Here is a 14,553-nt window from a genome sequence, read left to right as displayed (position 1 = left end):
ACAACGTTCCGATGGTCGGGCTCCGCAGCCTTGCAGTCCGCCGATGGCGGCCTATCCTGACGGCTGATGCCTGACCATGGCGCCCCCGCCGCCGACAGAGTGAAACGATGCCGAGAACAATCCGGACGCTGACCGCCAGCGAAGTGGAAACGCTCGTCGACTGGGCGGCAATAGAGGGCTGGAATCCAGGTATCGGCGATGCCGCGGCGCTACGGACGGCCGATCCGGAGGGGTTCATCGGCGCCTTCGTCGGCGGTGAGATGGTGGCCGGTATTTCGGCTGTCGCATACGGCCCGAGTTTCGGTTTCATCGGCCTCTATATCTGCCGGCCAGACCGGCGTGGCGAAGGCCATGGCAAGGCGGTGTGGGACGCCGGCATGGCGCGCCTCGGCGACCGCATCATCGGTCTCGACGGGGTGGCCGAGCAACGGGCCAACTACCAGCGCATGGGCTTCGTGCCTGTCTATGAGACCGTCCGCTACAGCGGTCGCCCCGCGGGATTGCCCGACGGTGGCGACATACAACCCGTGACGGCCGCCGACACGGCCGGAATACTCGCATACGATCGTCAGTGCTTCCCGGCGCCGCGGGACGCCTTCCTTCGGGAGTGGCTGCGGCAGCCCCGGATCGCGCTGCTCTCCGCCGGATCAGCCGGCATCGCCGGCTATGGCGTCGCGCGCCGGTGCCGCGAAGGTTTCAAGGTCGGGCCGCTGTTCGCGGACGGGACGGACCATGCCCTGGCGTTGGTGGCGGAGTTCTCAGGCAGGATCGGCAATGAGGCATTGCATATCGACGTGCCGGCCAGCCAGGTTCAATTCACCGCCATGCTTCAGGCCGCCGGGATGGCTGCGGGCTTCACGACGACACGCATGTACAAGAGCGGCAAGCCCGGCAACGTCCGGTCGATGGTTTTCGGCATCACGACGCTGGAGTTGGGCTGAACGCCGGCGGCACGCCAGAGGCTGCCGAGACCATTGTTTTGCCTGGCTGGTCCATGCGACATGGCCCGATGACGTGATTTGGGGGCATGGTTGCCTGTGCCCGGCGCGGCGTTTCGTGGAGGTTATCGGATGGCTGGCAGGACGGTTCTGATCGCCGGTGGCGCCGGGGGCATGGGCCTTGCGACCGGACTGCGCCTTGCGGCCGACGGCGAGCGGATCGCGCTTGCCGATCTTCCCGGCCCCAAGCTCGACGCCGCCGTGGCGAAGATCGCCGCGACCGGAGCGGATGCGATCGGTTTGCCGCTCGATATCCGCTCCGTCGCTGCCTGCCGCGACGTGGTGAGCAGGGCCAGGAACTGGGGTGGCTCAATCGACATTCTCGTCAACGCCGCGGGCGTTTGGCTCGAGGGACCCGCAAACGGGGTCGAGGAAGACCAGTGGGACCTGGTGCTGGACGTCAATCTCAAAGGAGCGTTCTTCCTGATCTCGGCGGCCATCCCCCATCTGTCGGCGGCGCAAGGCGTGATCGTCAACATCGCGTCCGACGCCGGCATCGTCGGCAACAACGGGGCAGCCGTCTATTGCGCCTCGAAGGGCGGCCTGGTGCTGCTGACCAAGGCCCTTGCCCTCGAACTCGCCCCGCAAGGCATCAGGGTCAATGCCGTCTGTCCCGGCGACACGGCAACGCCGATGATCGAATATCAGGCCAGGACTTATGGCGCAGGCGATCCCGACGGCTACAAACGCCGGCTTCTGGGGCACTATCCGCAAGGCGACAGGGCAAGGTTCATTCAGGTGGAAGAGATTGCGTCCTTCATCCACTATCTTTGCCAACCGGACGCGGCGCCGATCACCGGGGCCGCGCTTTCGATCGATTTCGGCGTCAGTGCCGGCTACTGACCGATTGCCGCGCCGGAATGGCGGCACTTGCGTCGTGGAGAGGAAATGATGGTGTTTCGCAAATCCCGCAAGGCGCTGGTGACCGGCGCGGGGGCTGCCGACGGCATCGGCATCGCGACAGCGCGGGCGCTGGGCGAGGCCGGTCTTTCGGTCGTCATCACCGCTTCGTCCGCGCGCGTCGGGCAACGGGCAGAGGAACTGCGGGCGGATGGGCTGGATGTCCGCGCTTTCGTGGCCGACCTGACGCGCGCGGGCGATGTCGAGCGTTTACGCTCCGAGGCGGGCGAAATCGACGTACTCGTCAACAATGCCGGGATGGGCACTGTTGGCCAGCCGGCATTGCAGCGGCGGTTTCTCGATCTCAGCGAAAGCGATTGGGACCGCGGCATCGATGTCAGCCTGAAAACCGCGTTCTTGAGCACGCGCGGATTTTTGGCCGGCATGGTGCAGCGCGGCCATGGGCGCGTCGTCAACATGGCCTCGGTGACCGGGCCTTACGTCTCCAATGAAGGCGAGGCGGCTTATTCCGCGGCCAAGGCCGGCATGATCGGGCTGACGCACGCGCTTGCCCTCGAGGTCGGCCGCAGCGGCGTCACGGTCAACGCCGTGGCGCCGGGCTGGATCGCGACCGGCGCCTCGACGCCGGAGGAACTCGGCGCTGCCCGCAACACGCCGCTTGGGCGCGCCGGCAGCCCCGGGGAAGTCGCAGCGGCCGTGCTGTTTCTGGCATCCGACGCAGCCAGTTATGTCAACGGCGCCGTTCTCGTCGTGGATGGCGGCAACATCCTGCAGGAACGCAAGGGATGACCGCGAGCGCGAAAGCAAAAATGTGGGGAGATGGTAGCGGGAGAGCGCTACCGCCTTTCCCCCCACTCTGCCTCGCCGCATTTCGCACTTCGCTGCCGCGCGTAACGCGAAGCGACCCGAGTCGTGACATGGCACCGGTCCACGGCAAATCTGACCTGAAGAGATCCCAATTCCTTTCGCCGAAGCCGACATTCAATTGGGGTGCCACAGGGTCTCGAATTGCTGGTCAGATGCTATCTCCGCCGAGTGTTGGGAAAACGGGGTGGTTCCACACACTGCGGAACCGGTAGCTCGATGCTCTGACCTCGGGTACTTTCAGACGATGAATCTAGCACTCCGTCGCATCGTCCTCATCGTCGCGCTGCTCAACCTCGCCTACTTCGGGATCGAGTTCGCCGTAGCGCTCACCATCGGGTCGGTGTCTCTATTCGCCGACAGCATCGATTTTCTGGAAGATGCCTCCGTAAATCTCCTTATCCTGCTCGCACTCGGCTGGTCGTTGCGCTCTCGCGCACGGGCGGGGATGGCACTGGCGCTCATCTTGCTCGTGCCCGGCCTGGCAACGCTCTGGACGGCGTGGGAGAAGTTCAACATGCCGGTGCCGCCGCAGCCGATTGCCTTGACCTTGGCGGGACTCGGCGCTCTCGCCGTCAACCTCTCCTGTGCCTACATGCTCGCCGCGTACCGTCATCATGGCGGTAGCCTCACGAAGGCGGCGTTCCTGTCGGCCCGCAATGACGCTATCGCCAACATCGCCATTATTGCTGCCGGCCTGGTGACGGCCTTGTTGTGGCAATCGGCGTGGCCGGATCTGATCGTGGGGCTGGGCATCGCAGGGATGAACGCGGATGCGGCGCGCGAAGTGTGGGAAGCGGCACGAGAGGAACACCGGGCCGAAGCGTAATTCGCGCTTTCATGCCTCAACCGATATGTATGGTCGAATATTGCGGCTTATGCCATGTTGCCGAAAAACGGTGGGATTGCGCATGGCACAAAACAAGGCGTTGGCATTTGGTGGCGGGACGATCATTGGCGCACTGGGCGGATTGATCGGTCTTGGCGGTGCAGAATTTCGTTTGCCGCTCCTGATCGGGGCGTTTCGATTTGCGGCGCTGGAAGCCATCATCCTCAACAAGGCCATGAGTCTCGTAGTGGTGGCATCTGCACTGCCCTTCCGCGCCCGCACGGTGCCGTTCTCTGAAATCGCTGCGCATTGGACCATAATTTTGAACCTGCTGGCGGGAAGCCTGCTCGGGGCTTGGCTCGGGGCAGGATGGGCAACGCGCCTCAAGTCGGGCAATCTCTACCGCGTGATCGCCGTGCTTCTTGTCGTGATCGCCGCGGTTCTGATGTTCGGCCACGATGCGAGGTCCGGCGCACCCCTTTTGAACGGGGCTGCGCAGGCGGTGGCAGGCATTGCCGCCGGGTTCGTCATCGGCGTCGTGGCGTCGCTGCTCGGGGTAGCTGGGGGTGAGCTGTTGATCCCGACCTTGGTGCTGCTGTTCGGCGCCGATATCAAGCTGGCAGGAAGCCTCTCCCTCGCGGTAAGCTTGCCGACCATGCTCGTTGGCTTCACCCGTTATAGCCGGGACCAGAGCTTTTCTGTCCTTGGTCGCAACAAGACCTTCTTGCTCGTCATGGCGACGGGCTCCATCGTCGGCACGCTCATCGGAGGCCTGCTGCTTGGTGTGGTGCCGAGCCCCTTCCTGCTGCCGGCCCTAGCTGCGATCCTGGTGATTTCGGCCGTGAAGATTTGGAGGCACGGCTAACCGATTCCCGTGGACGGCTGGGTTGTCAGCCGCAGCAGCCGCCGGCTTTGGTGGGCGCCGCCATATCCTTGAAAATCACACAGTCTTGGCCGGGACCGCCGGCACAGGCGACGTTGCAGCGCGTCACAAAGCTCTCCAGCCGTCGTTCGAGCAACCGCAGTTCGGCGAGTTTCTGGCGCACGTCGTCAAGATGCACCTGGGCGATGTCGCGCGTCTCGACACAATCGCGGTCAGTGCTGATCGATAGGTCCAGCAGCACGCGCACCTGATCGATGCCGAAGCCGAAGTCCCGACATTGCTTGATGAATGTCAGCCGCCCCAAATCGTTGTCATCATAGCTGCGTTGTCCGCCCGCCGTGCGTGATGCGGGAGGCAGCAAACCAATCTCTTCGTAATAGCGGATGGTCGGCGTCGTGACGCCGGTAGCCTTGGCGAGCGTGCCGATGGTGAACACGCGGACGTGAAGGTTCATCGCAAAATACTCCTTGAACCTCAAGTTACTTGAAGGAGTACGGTATCTTCATACTGATGCGAAAGGAAGATTTTGTTGATGGGCTTTTTCGCAAATCGTGTCGCCCTCGTCCGTTGGACGTCGGCCATGCTGGCGATCTCGGCGCTTCTCTTCGCCGCAGCTGTCTTGATGGAAGGGAGCGGGCATCGGGAGCCCGCGGGCATGGCCGCGCACGACGAAGCGGCCGAGTCCCAGGAACAGGGCGGCCATGATGAAGCGGCCGAGAGTTCTCCTGCGAAACAGGGTGGTGACAGCGCCGACGTCGGCGAAACGGACGGTCACGCCGAGCAAACGATCCTTGGTATCAACCTCGAAACCCCTTGGCTGGTATGGGGGTTCGTCGGCGTTTCGATCATGCTCGCCGCCGCCGTTCTGAAGCTTGGCAAAGCGACCCTCTTGCTGGCCATTCTGCTGGCTGGTGCTGCGGCAATTCTCGATGGCCGCGAGGTCTTCCTGCAACTCGCTCGGGCCAACGCAAGCGTGGCGAGCCTGGCAGCGCTGACAGCCTTCGCTCATGCTGCGGTCGTCATCCTCGCCGTTTTGGCCTGGCAGGCCGCTTCCACTCACGCCGGCCCGGCAACAGGGAGAAATACGCAATGAATGTTGACAAGACGACCACAGGCTTCGGCCTTTTTCTGGTAGCCTGCGCGGCCTGCTGCGCGCCCCTGATTGCGCCGCCGATTGTCGCCGCCATCGCGGCCAGCGGTGCCGGCTTGGCATTGATCGGCCAGCTTGGCCTGGCTTTGGTGGTTGTCGCCGCCGGTGGGCTTTATCTTCTCTCGCGCCGGAAGGCCGCGCCCAACGCGACGTTTCAATCATTGATGGCACAAGGCGAGTGCGGCTGTGGCCCGTCTTGCGCCTCTGCGGTTGAGAACGATGCGAGTGATGCCCTGTCCATCGCTTGCACTCTTGGCGCCTCTGATTTCAAGGAGCGAGTTGCTGGCATTCGCGCGTTGGCTCGCCGGTCGCTTCACCACACCGAGCGTACGCCGCTGTCACTCAAACTCACCTATGGGCCGGAAGCACTGGAAGAGGTCAGAAATCTGATGCGCAAGGAGCAAACCTGCTGCGCGTTCCTAACCTTTGACCTGAAGAGCAATTCTCGCGGTGTGATCCTGAACATTACCGCACCACAGGCAGCGGCCGAAGCGGCCGACCTCTTGTTCGACCACTTCGCCCCCGAACTCGCTGCATCCAACCTCAAGGAGACTGCATAGCATGCAACGTCGTCACTTTCTGATGCTTTCGGCTGCTGCCGGTACTGTTGCCGCTGCGTGGCCAGCGCTGGCCCACAATGGCGACGAAACCATTCCTGGCTTCGACGAAGCGCTCAAGGCCGGCGTTCCGGTGATGGTCCACATCACTGCGCCATGGTGCGAAACCTGTCAGGCGCAAAAGCCGATCGTGGCGGCGCTGCTGGCCTCGCCGGACTTTAAGAACATGAAGAAGTTCGATGTCGACTTCGACACGCAAAAGGAAATCCTGGCTCGCTACCGCGTGCAGATGCAGAGCACGATGATCGTCTTTAAGGGTGGCAAGGAGGTCGACCGACAAACCGGCCAAACCGACCCGGCGGTCATCGAAGCGCTGCTGCGCGAGGCCCTGTAACATGCTGCTTGCCCTGCTTGCCGGCGTCCTGTCGATCCTTTCACCCTGTGTACTGCCGCTGCTGCCGGTCGTGCTGACCGGGGCGGTGGCCGAACATCGACTGGCACCGTTGGCCCTGGCCGCCGGCGTCGCCATCTCCTTCACCGCAATAGGAGTGTTCGTCGCCACCATCGGCTTTTCAATCGGCCTTGACATGACGGTGTTTCGATCGGCCGCGGCTGTGCTGTTGATATTGGTTGGCGCTGCGCTGCTCGTCCCGCGCTTCCAGACCCAGTTTGCCACAGCCGCCGGCCCGGTGAGCAACTGGACGCAAAACCGCTTCGGTGGTTTCTCGACCTCCGGCATCTCGGGTCAATTCGGCGTTGGGATGCTGCTCGGCGCGGTATGGACGCCCTGCGTCGGGCCGACACTAGGTGCCGCTTCGATCATGGCCGCGCGAGGTCAAAATCTCGGCATGGTGGTGCTGACAATGCTGGCATTCGGCATCGGCACATCATTGCCACTGCTGGCTCTTGCTCTGATGTCTCGCGAAGCGTTGCAACGCTGGCGGGGTCGGATGCTCGGCGCGTCCAGCGGTGTCAAAATGGCCCTCGGTGCGCTGCTGGTCGTGGCCGGTGTTATGACGCTGTCGGGGTTCGACCGCACGATACAAATCGGCCTTGAACGGGCTTTGCCGGATTGGCTGGTGGCCATCACCACGAGCCTGTGACAAGTTCGGACGGCATGCCCATCCTCCTCAGCTCCTTCCTGACGTTCGCAGCGGCCGCGCTCGCCGAGATCGCCGGTTGTTTTGCCTTCTGGATTTGGCTGAGGCAGGGGAAATCGATCCTGTGGCTGGCCCCAGGGCTCGCCTCACTTGTGCTGTTCGCCTATCTGCTGACGCTGGTGCCGAGTAACTATGCCGGCCGCGCCTACGCCAGCTATGGTGGCATCTACATCGTCGCGTCGCTGCTCTGGCTGTGGGTCGCCGAAGGACATCGGCCGGATGCCTGGGACGTTTTAGGCGGCGTAATCGCGTTGGTGGCCGTTGCAGTGATCCTTTTTGGGCCACGTGTTGAACCTTAACAACGCTTCCTTGGCTGCTCGGGGCGCGCATTCTGGCGCCGCAGGCCGATCTTCCTCTACCAAACGACCGTCAAGGGGCCTGAAGCTCGCGGCCAAGGACGCGGCAGGCTCGTATGGTAGCGGTGGGGTTTTGAACCCCCGAGACAAAATGCCTTTTATTATCAACAAGCTAAGGAGAATCAGGATTACCTGGGTAGGTATCCCTCCAACCCTTCCGCCAAAAAAATATATTAATATCAGATGGTTACGTGGCGATGATGGTAGCGGGAGAGGGACTTGAACCCCCGACCCCAGGATTATGATTCCCGTGCTCTAACCAACTGAGCTACCCCGCCAGGGTGGCAAATGGCTCGAAAAACCGCCCTGAATGGGATGGGTGTTTCAAGGCGTTCGCCAAGGTCGCGCGGATATAAGGTTGGGAGGGTGAGCCTGTCAAGCTTGGAAGCGGCCGAAGTGCCGGCATAATCCGGCCAGCATAATCTCATCCCGGACAAGCTTTGCCGGGCAGGCACTCAGCTCATGTCCCGGGGTTGAGTTCGGCGGGGCAGATCGCTATGTCTCGGCCATGAAATTCTAGAGTTTGAGCGAATGAAGCCGCGCATCGCCGTCCTCGGTTGCGGATACTGGGGCAGCAACCACATCCGCACCCTCAAGGCGCTTGGCGCGCTCCATGCCGTTTCCGATGCCAACCGCGCTCGTGCCGAAGGCTTCGCCAGCGAGCAGGACTGCCTGGCGATCGAGCCGGACAAGCTGTTCGAGCGAGCCGACATCGACGCCATCGTCATGGCGCTGCCGCCGCAATTCCATGCCGACACCGCGGTGCGCGCAGTCGAAAGCGGCAAGGACGTGCTGGTCGAAAAGCCGATCGCGCTGACGGTCGCGGACGCCGAACGCGCGGTGAAGGCGGCAAAGGACAATGGCCGTGTCTTCATGGTCGGCCATGTGCTGCGCTTCCATCCCGCCTTCGAGACGCTGAAGGCGCTGATCGACAATGGCGAGCTCGGCGAGGTGCGCTACATCCATTCGCACCGGCTCGGCCTTGGCAAGTTCCATACCGAAAACGATGCGCTCTGGGATCTGGCGCCGCACGACCTGTCGATGATCCTCGCCATCACCGGCACCGAGCCGATCGAGGTCAGAGGCGAGGGGGCGGCGCTGCTCGACAACCTCAGCGACTTCGCGCATCTGCATATGCGCTTCCCGAACGGCCTGCGCAGCCATCTCTTCGCCTCGCGCCTCAATCCCTATCGCGAGCGGCGGCTGACGGTGGTCGGCACCAAGGCGATGGCGGTGTTCGACGACGTCGAGCCCTGGGAGCGCAAGCTTGCCGTCTACCGCCACGCGGTCTGGCAGGACAGTGGCCAGTGGGCCTTCACCGCCAACGAGCCTTCCTACGTGCCGGTCGGCGAGGGCATGCCGCTGACGCGCGAACTTGCCCATTTCATGCAATGCATCGAGACGCGCGCCGAACCGCGCACCGACGGCGAGGAAGCGATCCGGGTGCTGCGCATCCTGACCGCCGGCACGGTGATCCATACCGGTTCGTCCGCCTGAGGCTGCACCGAAACAGCCTCAATCCGCCTGAAAACGCCGGGCTGACGGAAGTGGGGTCTTACTCGGCGGGAATTTGGGCCGGCCTTGCCGCTAGCCTTGACAGCATGGCTTCGGCCTCGGCGCCTCGTTCCGAGCGCTCGATGAAGCCGCCACCGAACACCCGCGCGTCGTTGCCGTCGTCGCAATAGAGCACGCAGGCCTGTCCGGGGGCGATGCCCGATTCGCCGTCGGCCAGCTCGACCGAAGTCACGCCGTCGCGGTGATGCAGCACTGCGGGGCGCGGCGGCCTGGTCGAACGGACTTTGGCGAAGAGCTCGATCCCGCCGGCCGGAATGCCGGACAGCGGTCCCTCGCCGAGCCAGTTCATGTTGCGCAGGTAGATCTTGTGCGTCTCCAGCGCCTCGCGCGGGCCAACGATGACTCGCGCCCGGTCAGCGTCGAGATGAACGACATAGAGCGGCTCGCCGGAGGCGATGCCAATGCCGCGGCGCTGGCCGATCGTGTAGCGCAGGATGCCTTCGTGGCGACCGAGCACGCGACCGTCGATGTGGACGATGTCGCCGGGATTGGCGGCCGCAGGCTTCAGCTTGGCAATGATGTCGGAATATTTGCCCTGCGGCACGAAGCAGATGTCCTGGCTGTCCTGCTTGGCGGCGACGCTCAGCCCCATTTCCTCGGCAATGGCGCGGACCTGCGGCTTCGACAGGCCGCCGAGCGGAAAGCGCAGGTAATCGATCTGCGCCTGCGTGGTGGCGAACAGGAAATAGCTCTGGTCGCGGTCGGCGTCGACCGGCCGGTAGAGCGCACGATGCGCGCCATTGGCGCGCGAGCGGATATAGTGGCCGGTGGCCAAAGCGTCGGCGCCGAGATCCTTGGCGGTCGCAAGCAGATCGGCGAACTTCACCGTCTGGTTGCAGGAAACGCAAGGGATGGGCGTCTCGCCGGCGACATAGCTCTCGGCGAACGGATCGATGACCGCCTTGCGGAAGCGCTCCTCGTAGTCGAGCACGTAATGCGGGATGCCGAGCGTTTCCGAGACGCGGCGGGCATCGTCGATGTCCTGCCCGGCGCAGCAGGAGCCGGCGCGGTGGGTGGCCGCGCCGTGGTCGTAAAGCTGCAGCGTCACGCCGACGACGTCATAGCCCTCGCGCTTCAGGATGCCGGCAACCACCGACGAATCGACACCGCCCGACATCGCGACGACGACGCGGGTTTCTTCGGGGCGGCCGGGGAGATCGAGGCTGTTCATGATGCTTTCACTGTGCGGCGCTCAATGCCAATGGCTGGAATATAGGTCAAGCGCCACGTATGCGCCAGCTTGCGGCCCAGGACGGGTGATCGGCAAAATCAGGGCCTGGAGGCCGGTGTTTCAAATTCTAAACGGAATCCTAACCGGGCGTTCACGATCCTTACCTAGTGATTAGGGTTCGCTTAGGCAATTTTTAAAGCTGTGGCGGTACGGTGGCGGGGATTGGGTCTTTGAGTTTTTAGTAGAGAGTACGATGACCGATCTGGTTAGACCTAGAGTCAAGTATGTTATTGGGCCCGACGGCAGCCCTCTTACCATCGCCGATCTGCCGCCGACCAACACCAGGCGCTGGGTTATCCGGCGCAAGGCGGAGGTGGTTGCTGCGGTACGCGGCGGCCTGCTCAGCCTCGAGGAAGCCTGCCAGCGTTACAAGCTCACCACCGAAGAATTTCTCTCCTGGCAGGCATCGATCGACGAATACGGCCTTGCCGGGCTGCGCACCACGCGGATCCAGCAATACAGGCACTAGGCCGGATAGCCGCAAAACAGAAAAGGGCGCGGAATTCCGCGCCCTTTTCGCTTTTTGCAGAAGCCTCAGGCCGTCAGCACAACCTTGCCGATCGGCCGCGTGGCGAGGAAGGCGTGGGCAGCTCCCGCCTGATCGAGCGGGAAGGTCTTGGCCACGTGTGGCGTGAGCTTCCCGGCATCGACGAGCTTGGCGAGTTCGACAAGGCCCTCGCGATCGGGCACCACGGACATGCGCTCGACGCGGACGCCGCGCGCGCTGGCCTTCGCCCTGGTGGCGTCGTGAACGTTGAGCAGCGACACCAGAACGCCGCTATCACGCAGTATTTCCAGCGACTGGTCGGCATGGTCGCCGCCGATCGGATCCAGCACCAGATCGACCTTGCCGACCTTCCGGGTGAAATCGTCCTTGGTGTAGTCGATCACCTCGTCGGCGCCGAGCGAGCGAACGAAATCGAGCTTGTCCGGGCTGACTGTGGCAATGACATAGGCGCCGCGCGCCTTGGCGATCTGCACCGCCAGATGGCCGACGCCGCCGGCACCGGCATGGATCAATACGCGTTGTCCCGCCTGCAGGCCGCCGTGGCGGAAGAGGCCCTGCCAGGCCGTCAGGCCAGCCAGCGGCAACGCCGCGGCATGCGCATGGTCAATGGCGGCAGGCTTCGCGGCGATCTCATCCGCCGCCGCCGCGGCGAGTTCGGCATAGGCTCCAGCCTGTTTGGGAAAGCGCGGCATGCCGAACACGTCGTCCCCGACTTTGAAGGCGGTCACGCCGGCGCCGAGCGCCGCGACGGTCCCCGAAATGTCCCAGCCCAGAATGAATGGCGGCTCGCCGAGCAGCGGGTAGAAACCGCCGCGCACGGCGCCATCGACCGGGTTGATGCCCGTCGCCTTGACACGGATCAGCACTTCACCCGGCTTGGGTGAGGGGTCTGGCCGTTCGGCCACGAAAAGAACGTCGGGTCCGCCGACGGAAGTCTGGATAACGGCACGCATGAACGCCTCCTGTTGGGTGGATGTGCCACTATCATTTGGATAGTAATATCCCATTGTCTAGTATGTACCTTTTGTATATATAGGTACCTCATGGATAGTGAAGAAAACTCTTGCCTAGGCTATGACGCATTCCGGCGGACATGTCCGTCGCACACCGTGCTCGAGATGCTGGCCAGCAAATGGGTCTATCTGGTGGTTTGCGCGCTGCGCCAAGGCCGGAAGCGCAATGGCGAGCTTGCCCGCAGGCTCGAAGGCATCACGCCGAAAATGCTGACGCAGACATTGCGGGTGCTGGAGCGTGACGGCCTAGTGCGGCGACAGGTTTATCCGGTCGTTCCGCCACGCGTCGAATATGAACTGACCGAGCTCGGCCAGAATCTGGCGGGACTGCTCACCCAGATCAGGTCATGGGCCGAGCAGCATGCACCTGAGATCAAGGATGCCCGTTCCAGGGCGGTTGCCACAAATGAAGGGGAACTGGTCGCTTAGACCAGCGGTCTTCCGCGGCAAATTCGGCCGGAGCCGTTCGGGCCATCGCGTGACGCGTTGCGCGGAGGCGCCGATGATACCGGGACCTGGCCGGATCAGCCGATCATGGCGCTGCGGCCGCCTGTTTCGGTCTCACGGATCTTGGTGTCCCGCGATTCCAGCATCTCCGCCTTGGACAGCTCCGCTTCAGCTTCGCCGAGTAATGATTCGGCAGTGCTGCGCTGCTGGGCGAGGTCGCTTTGTGAATTCCTGAGATTGTCGCGGCGCAGGCGCGCCGCCTTGGCGAAGGTCGGATAGGCGAAATGGTTGATGTCGGTGATGCCGGCTTTTTTCTCTTCGGCGATGATCTGCGCTTCCAGCTCGACGGCCATGCGTTCGAACTCGGCGATCATCATGTCCAGCTGCAAGAGCTGCCGCCGCTTCTCATTCACCTGAAACTGCTTCAGCCGAACGAGGTTTTCACGTGACTTCATGACTCGATACTCCGCAAACGCACAACTGCAATACCGTTCAATCCGCCCGGAACGACCCAAGCGCTGCCCGTTTCCACCGGCTTTCCCCGGGCTATGGGAAACAAAGCCCTAAAGATTTTTGCCGGCGGTAACCATTCGTTTACGGGCATTGTTAATCATACGGGCGAGGACTTAAGGCCGGGTAAAAATTCCGGCAGCGGCGGGAAGCCCGGGCCAGCGAGTCTCTGGAGTCACTTAGACTGACTTTTTAATGTGGTGCATTAGCGATTTTGGTCTGTGATTCGTTATTAGATTCAAGTGGGTGTAGAAAGGGGTTAAAAAATCTGGTATCGTGGATGGCACGAAATTAGGATTTGTTAACCAGTCGGTGGCACCTTCTGTTCAGGCAATCACTGCTCCGGGTCCCGGACGGGTCGTAACACGGTCCGGCAGCAGAAAAGGGGAATGAAATGCGTGTTCTGCTGATTGAAGATGACAGTGCAACCGCACAAAGCATCGAACTGATGCTGAAATCGGAAAGCTTCAACGTCTATACGACCGATCTCGGCGAAGAAGGTGTCGACCTCGGCAAGCTCTACGATTACGACATCATCCTTCTGGACCTCAACCTCCCCGATATGTCGGGCTATGAAGTCCTGCGCACGCTGCGCCTCTCCAAGGTCAAGACGCCGATCCTGATCCTCTCCGGCATGGCCGGCATCGAGGACAAGGTGCGGGGCCTCGGCTTCGGCGCCGACGACTATATGACCAAGCCGTTCCACAAGGACGAACTGGTGGCGCGCATCCATGCGATCGTGCGCCGTTCCAAGGGCCATGCCCAGTCGGTCATCACCACCGGCGACCTGGTGGTCAATCTCGACGCCAAGACGGTCGAGGTCGGTGGCCAGCGCGTGCACCTGACCGGCAAGGAATACCAGATGCTGGAGCTGCTCTCGCTGCGCAAAGGCACCACGCTCACCAAGGAAATGTTCCTCAACCACCTTTATGGCGGCATGGATGAGCCCGAGCTGAAGATCATCGACGTCTTCATCTGCAAGCTTCGCAAGAAGCTCGACGCGGCGTCCGGTGGCCAGAACTACATCGAGACGGTGTGGGGCCGTGGTTACGTGCTGCGCGAACCGGAAGATATCCGCGTCAGCGCCTGAGCGACCTGATGATTTCAAAGAAAAACCCGGCTCAGGCCGGGTTTTTTGTTTGAAACGCTTCCGGCGAATCAGGCGGCTATCTTCAGGACTCGGAAGCTTTCGAGCAGTTGCTCACGGTTGAAGGGCTTCAGCAGATAGCCTTGAGCGCCGGCGCGCTTGGCGCGCATGATCGCCGCGACATCGACCTCGACCAGCGAGACCAGGATCTGCGGCTTGGTGGGAGCTTCGATAGCACGAATGCGGCGAATAAGGTCCACGGCCCGGACGTCGGTCAGTCCGCCATCGATGACGATGACATCCGGCATGTCGCTGGCGCAGATTTCCGCGGCCTCGACTCCGGTCGACGCCTCGATGACAATTATGTCCGAGCCGCCAAGAATGCGTCTTGCGACCTTCCTGATGACGCTCGAATCATCGACGAACAGGCAGCGTTTCATGTCCGGGTCCTCTTTGCCATCTGCCGAACCGGCAAACCTCCGGGTAACCGGAAAGCACCATAGGCCCAATCTGGTAAAGAAGCC

Annotated in this window: 19 protein-coding genes and 1 tRNA gene; 14 read left to right on the top strand and 6 right to left on the bottom strand. The window is 62.6% G+C overall.

The window, feature by feature from the left end; genetic code table 11:
• The first annotated feature begins 107 nt into the window (after positions 1 to 107).
• From YU3_RS0104230 to YU3_RS0104210, 5 genes are all read left to right on the top strand, one after another.
• Positions 108 to 941: a GNAT family N-acetyltransferase gene (locus YU3_RS0104230; protein ID WP_027165069.1), complete on the top strand. Its 834-nt coding sequence runs from the start codon at positions 108 to 110 to the stop codon at positions 939 to 941.
• A 129-nt stretch (positions 942 to 1,070) separates the two neighbouring features.
• Positions 1,071 to 1,841, top strand: coding sequence for an SDR family oxidoreductase (locus YU3_RS0104225; protein WP_027165068.1), 771 nt, complete (start codon positions 1,071 to 1,073; stop codon positions 1,839 to 1,841).
• Between the two features lie 45 nt (positions 1,842 to 1,886).
• On the top strand, positions 1,887 to 2,648 hold the full coding sequence (locus YU3_RS0104220; protein ID WP_245273417.1) for an SDR family NAD(P)-dependent oxidoreductase: 762 nt from the start codon (positions 1,887 to 1,889) through the stop codon (positions 2,646 to 2,648).
• A gap of 322 nt (positions 2,649 to 2,970) precedes the next feature.
• Positions 2,971 to 3,552: a cation transporter gene (locus YU3_RS0104215; RefSeq protein ID WP_027165066.1), complete on the top strand. Its 582-nt coding sequence runs from the start codon at positions 2,971 to 2,973 to the stop codon at positions 3,550 to 3,552.
• Positions 3,553 to 3,634: 82 nt separating this feature from the next.
• Positions 3,635 to 4,417, top strand: a complete 783-nt coding sequence (locus YU3_RS0104210; protein ID WP_036257870.1) for a sulfite exporter TauE/SafE family protein — start codon at positions 3,635 to 3,637, stop codon at positions 4,415 to 4,417.
• A 25-nt stretch (positions 4,418 to 4,442) separates the two neighbouring features.
• Here the strand turns inward: YU3_RS0104210 and YU3_RS0104205 are convergent, their stop codons facing one another.
• Positions 4,443 to 4,889 (bottom strand): helix-turn-helix domain-containing protein, encoded by a 447-nt coding sequence (locus YU3_RS0104205; RefSeq protein ID WP_027165064.1) that lies wholly within the window; start codon positions 4,887 to 4,889, stop codon positions 4,443 to 4,445.
• 75 nt (positions 4,890 to 4,964) lie between these two features.
• On the opposite strand from YU3_RS0104205, the gene YU3_RS0104200 reads away from it, so the two are divergent.
• The 5 genes from YU3_RS0104200 to YU3_RS0104180 are packed head-to-tail and all read left to right on the top strand — an operon-like array spanning position 4,965 to position 7,601.
• Positions 4,965 to 5,528: a hypothetical protein gene (locus YU3_RS0104200; protein ID WP_156913349.1), complete on the top strand. Its 564-nt coding sequence runs from the start codon at positions 4,965 to 4,967 to the stop codon at positions 5,526 to 5,528.
• A complete protein-coding gene (locus tag YU3_RS41595; protein ID WP_245273416.1) occupies positions 5,525 to 6,145 on the top strand; it encodes a hypothetical protein in 621 nt (206 codons plus the stop codon). Before YU3_RS0104200 ends, YU3_RS41595 begins: the two co-directional genes overlap by 4 nt.
• A gap of 1 nt (position 6,146) precedes the next feature.
• Positions 6,147 to 6,536, top strand: a complete 390-nt coding sequence (locus YU3_RS0104190) for a thioredoxin family protein (RefSeq protein WP_027165061.1) — start codon at positions 6,147 to 6,149, stop codon at positions 6,534 to 6,536.
• Position 6,537: 1 nt separating this feature from the next.
• Positions 6,538 to 7,245 carry a cytochrome c biogenesis CcdA family protein gene (locus YU3_RS0104185; RefSeq protein WP_027165060.1) on the top strand — a complete coding sequence of 236 codons (708 nt, stop codon included), beginning with the start codon at positions 6,538 to 6,540 and terminating at the stop codon, positions 7,243 to 7,245.
• Between the two features lie 14 nt (positions 7,246 to 7,259).
• Positions 7,260 to 7,601, top strand: a complete 342-nt coding sequence (locus YU3_RS0104180) for a YnfA family protein (protein ID WP_027165059.1) — start codon at positions 7,260 to 7,262, stop codon at positions 7,599 to 7,601.
• 258 nt (positions 7,602 to 7,859) lie between these two features.
• Here YU3_RS0104180 and YU3_RS0104175 read toward each other — a convergent pair.
• A tRNA-Met gene (locus tag YU3_RS0104175) sits at positions 7,860 to 7,936 on the bottom strand.
• Between the two features lie 253 nt (positions 7,937 to 8,189).
• Here YU3_RS0104175 and YU3_RS0104170 point away from each other — a divergent pair.
• The gene (locus YU3_RS0104170) at positions 8,190 to 9,155 is read left to right on the top strand and encodes a Gfo/Idh/MocA family oxidoreductase (protein WP_027165058.1); all 966 of its coding nucleotides are present in this window, start codon (positions 8,190 to 8,192) and stop codon (positions 9,153 to 9,155) included.
• A 58-nt stretch (positions 9,156 to 9,213) separates the two neighbouring features.
• On the opposite strand, the gene mnmA is transcribed toward YU3_RS0104170, so the two are convergent.
• Positions 9,214 to 10,404 carry a tRNA 2-thiouridine(34) synthase MnmA gene (mnmA, locus tag YU3_RS0104165; protein ID WP_027165057.1) on the bottom strand — a complete coding sequence of 397 codons (1,191 nt, stop codon included), beginning with the start codon at positions 10,402 to 10,404 and terminating at the stop codon, positions 9,214 to 9,216.
• 253 nt (positions 10,405 to 10,657) lie between these two features.
• On the opposite strand from mnmA, the gene YU3_RS0104160 reads away from it, so the two are divergent.
• Positions 10,658 to 10,933, top strand: coding sequence for a DUF1153 domain-containing protein (locus tag YU3_RS0104160; RefSeq protein ID WP_006203587.1), 276 nt, complete (start codon positions 10,658 to 10,660; stop codon positions 10,931 to 10,933).
• Positions 10,934 to 10,998: 65 nt separating this feature from the next.
• On the opposite strand, the gene YU3_RS0104155 is transcribed toward YU3_RS0104160, so the two are convergent.
• Complete coding sequence (locus YU3_RS0104155; protein ID WP_027165056.1) at positions 10,999 to 11,925, bottom strand: NADP-dependent oxidoreductase; 927 nt, start codon at positions 11,923 to 11,925, stop codon at positions 10,999 to 11,001.
• A 90-nt stretch (positions 11,926 to 12,015) separates the two neighbouring features.
• Between YU3_RS0104155 and YU3_RS0104150 the strand changes: the two genes are divergently transcribed.
• Positions 12,016 to 12,414, top strand: a complete 399-nt coding sequence (locus tag YU3_RS0104150; protein WP_027165055.1) for a helix-turn-helix domain-containing protein — start codon at positions 12,016 to 12,018, stop codon at positions 12,412 to 12,414.
• 95 nt (positions 12,415 to 12,509) lie between these two features.
• Here the strand turns inward: YU3_RS0104150 and YU3_RS0104145 are convergent, their stop codons facing one another.
• Complete coding sequence (locus YU3_RS0104145) at positions 12,510 to 12,887, bottom strand: flagellar export protein FliJ (RefSeq protein ID WP_027165054.1); 378 nt, start codon at positions 12,885 to 12,887, stop codon at positions 12,510 to 12,512.
• Positions 12,888 to 13,336: 449 nt separating this feature from the next.
• On the opposite strand from YU3_RS0104145, the gene ctrA reads away from it, so the two are divergent.
• Positions 13,337 to 14,032: a cell cycle two-component system response regulator CtrA gene (gene ctrA / locus YU3_RS0104140; RefSeq protein WP_006203583.1), complete on the top strand. Its 696-nt coding sequence runs from the start codon at positions 13,337 to 13,339 to the stop codon at positions 14,030 to 14,032.
• A 68-nt stretch (positions 14,033 to 14,100) separates the two neighbouring features.
• Here ctrA and YU3_RS0104135 read toward each other — a convergent pair whose 3' ends face one another.
• Positions 14,101 to 14,469, bottom strand: a complete 369-nt coding sequence (locus YU3_RS0104135) for a response regulator (protein ID WP_027165053.1) — start codon at positions 14,467 to 14,469, stop codon at positions 14,101 to 14,103.
• Positions 14,470 to 14,553 lie beyond the last annotated feature (84 nt).

Origin of the sequence: Mesorhizobium sp. WSM3224 (genome assembly GCF_000427725.1) — a bacterium.
Taxonomy (GTDB): domain Bacteria; phylum Pseudomonadota; class Alphaproteobacteria; order Rhizobiales; family Rhizobiaceae; genus Mesorhizobium.
The sequence above is the reverse complement of the archived record's forward strand: the minus strand, read 5'-3'. Positions and strand labels throughout refer to the sequence as shown.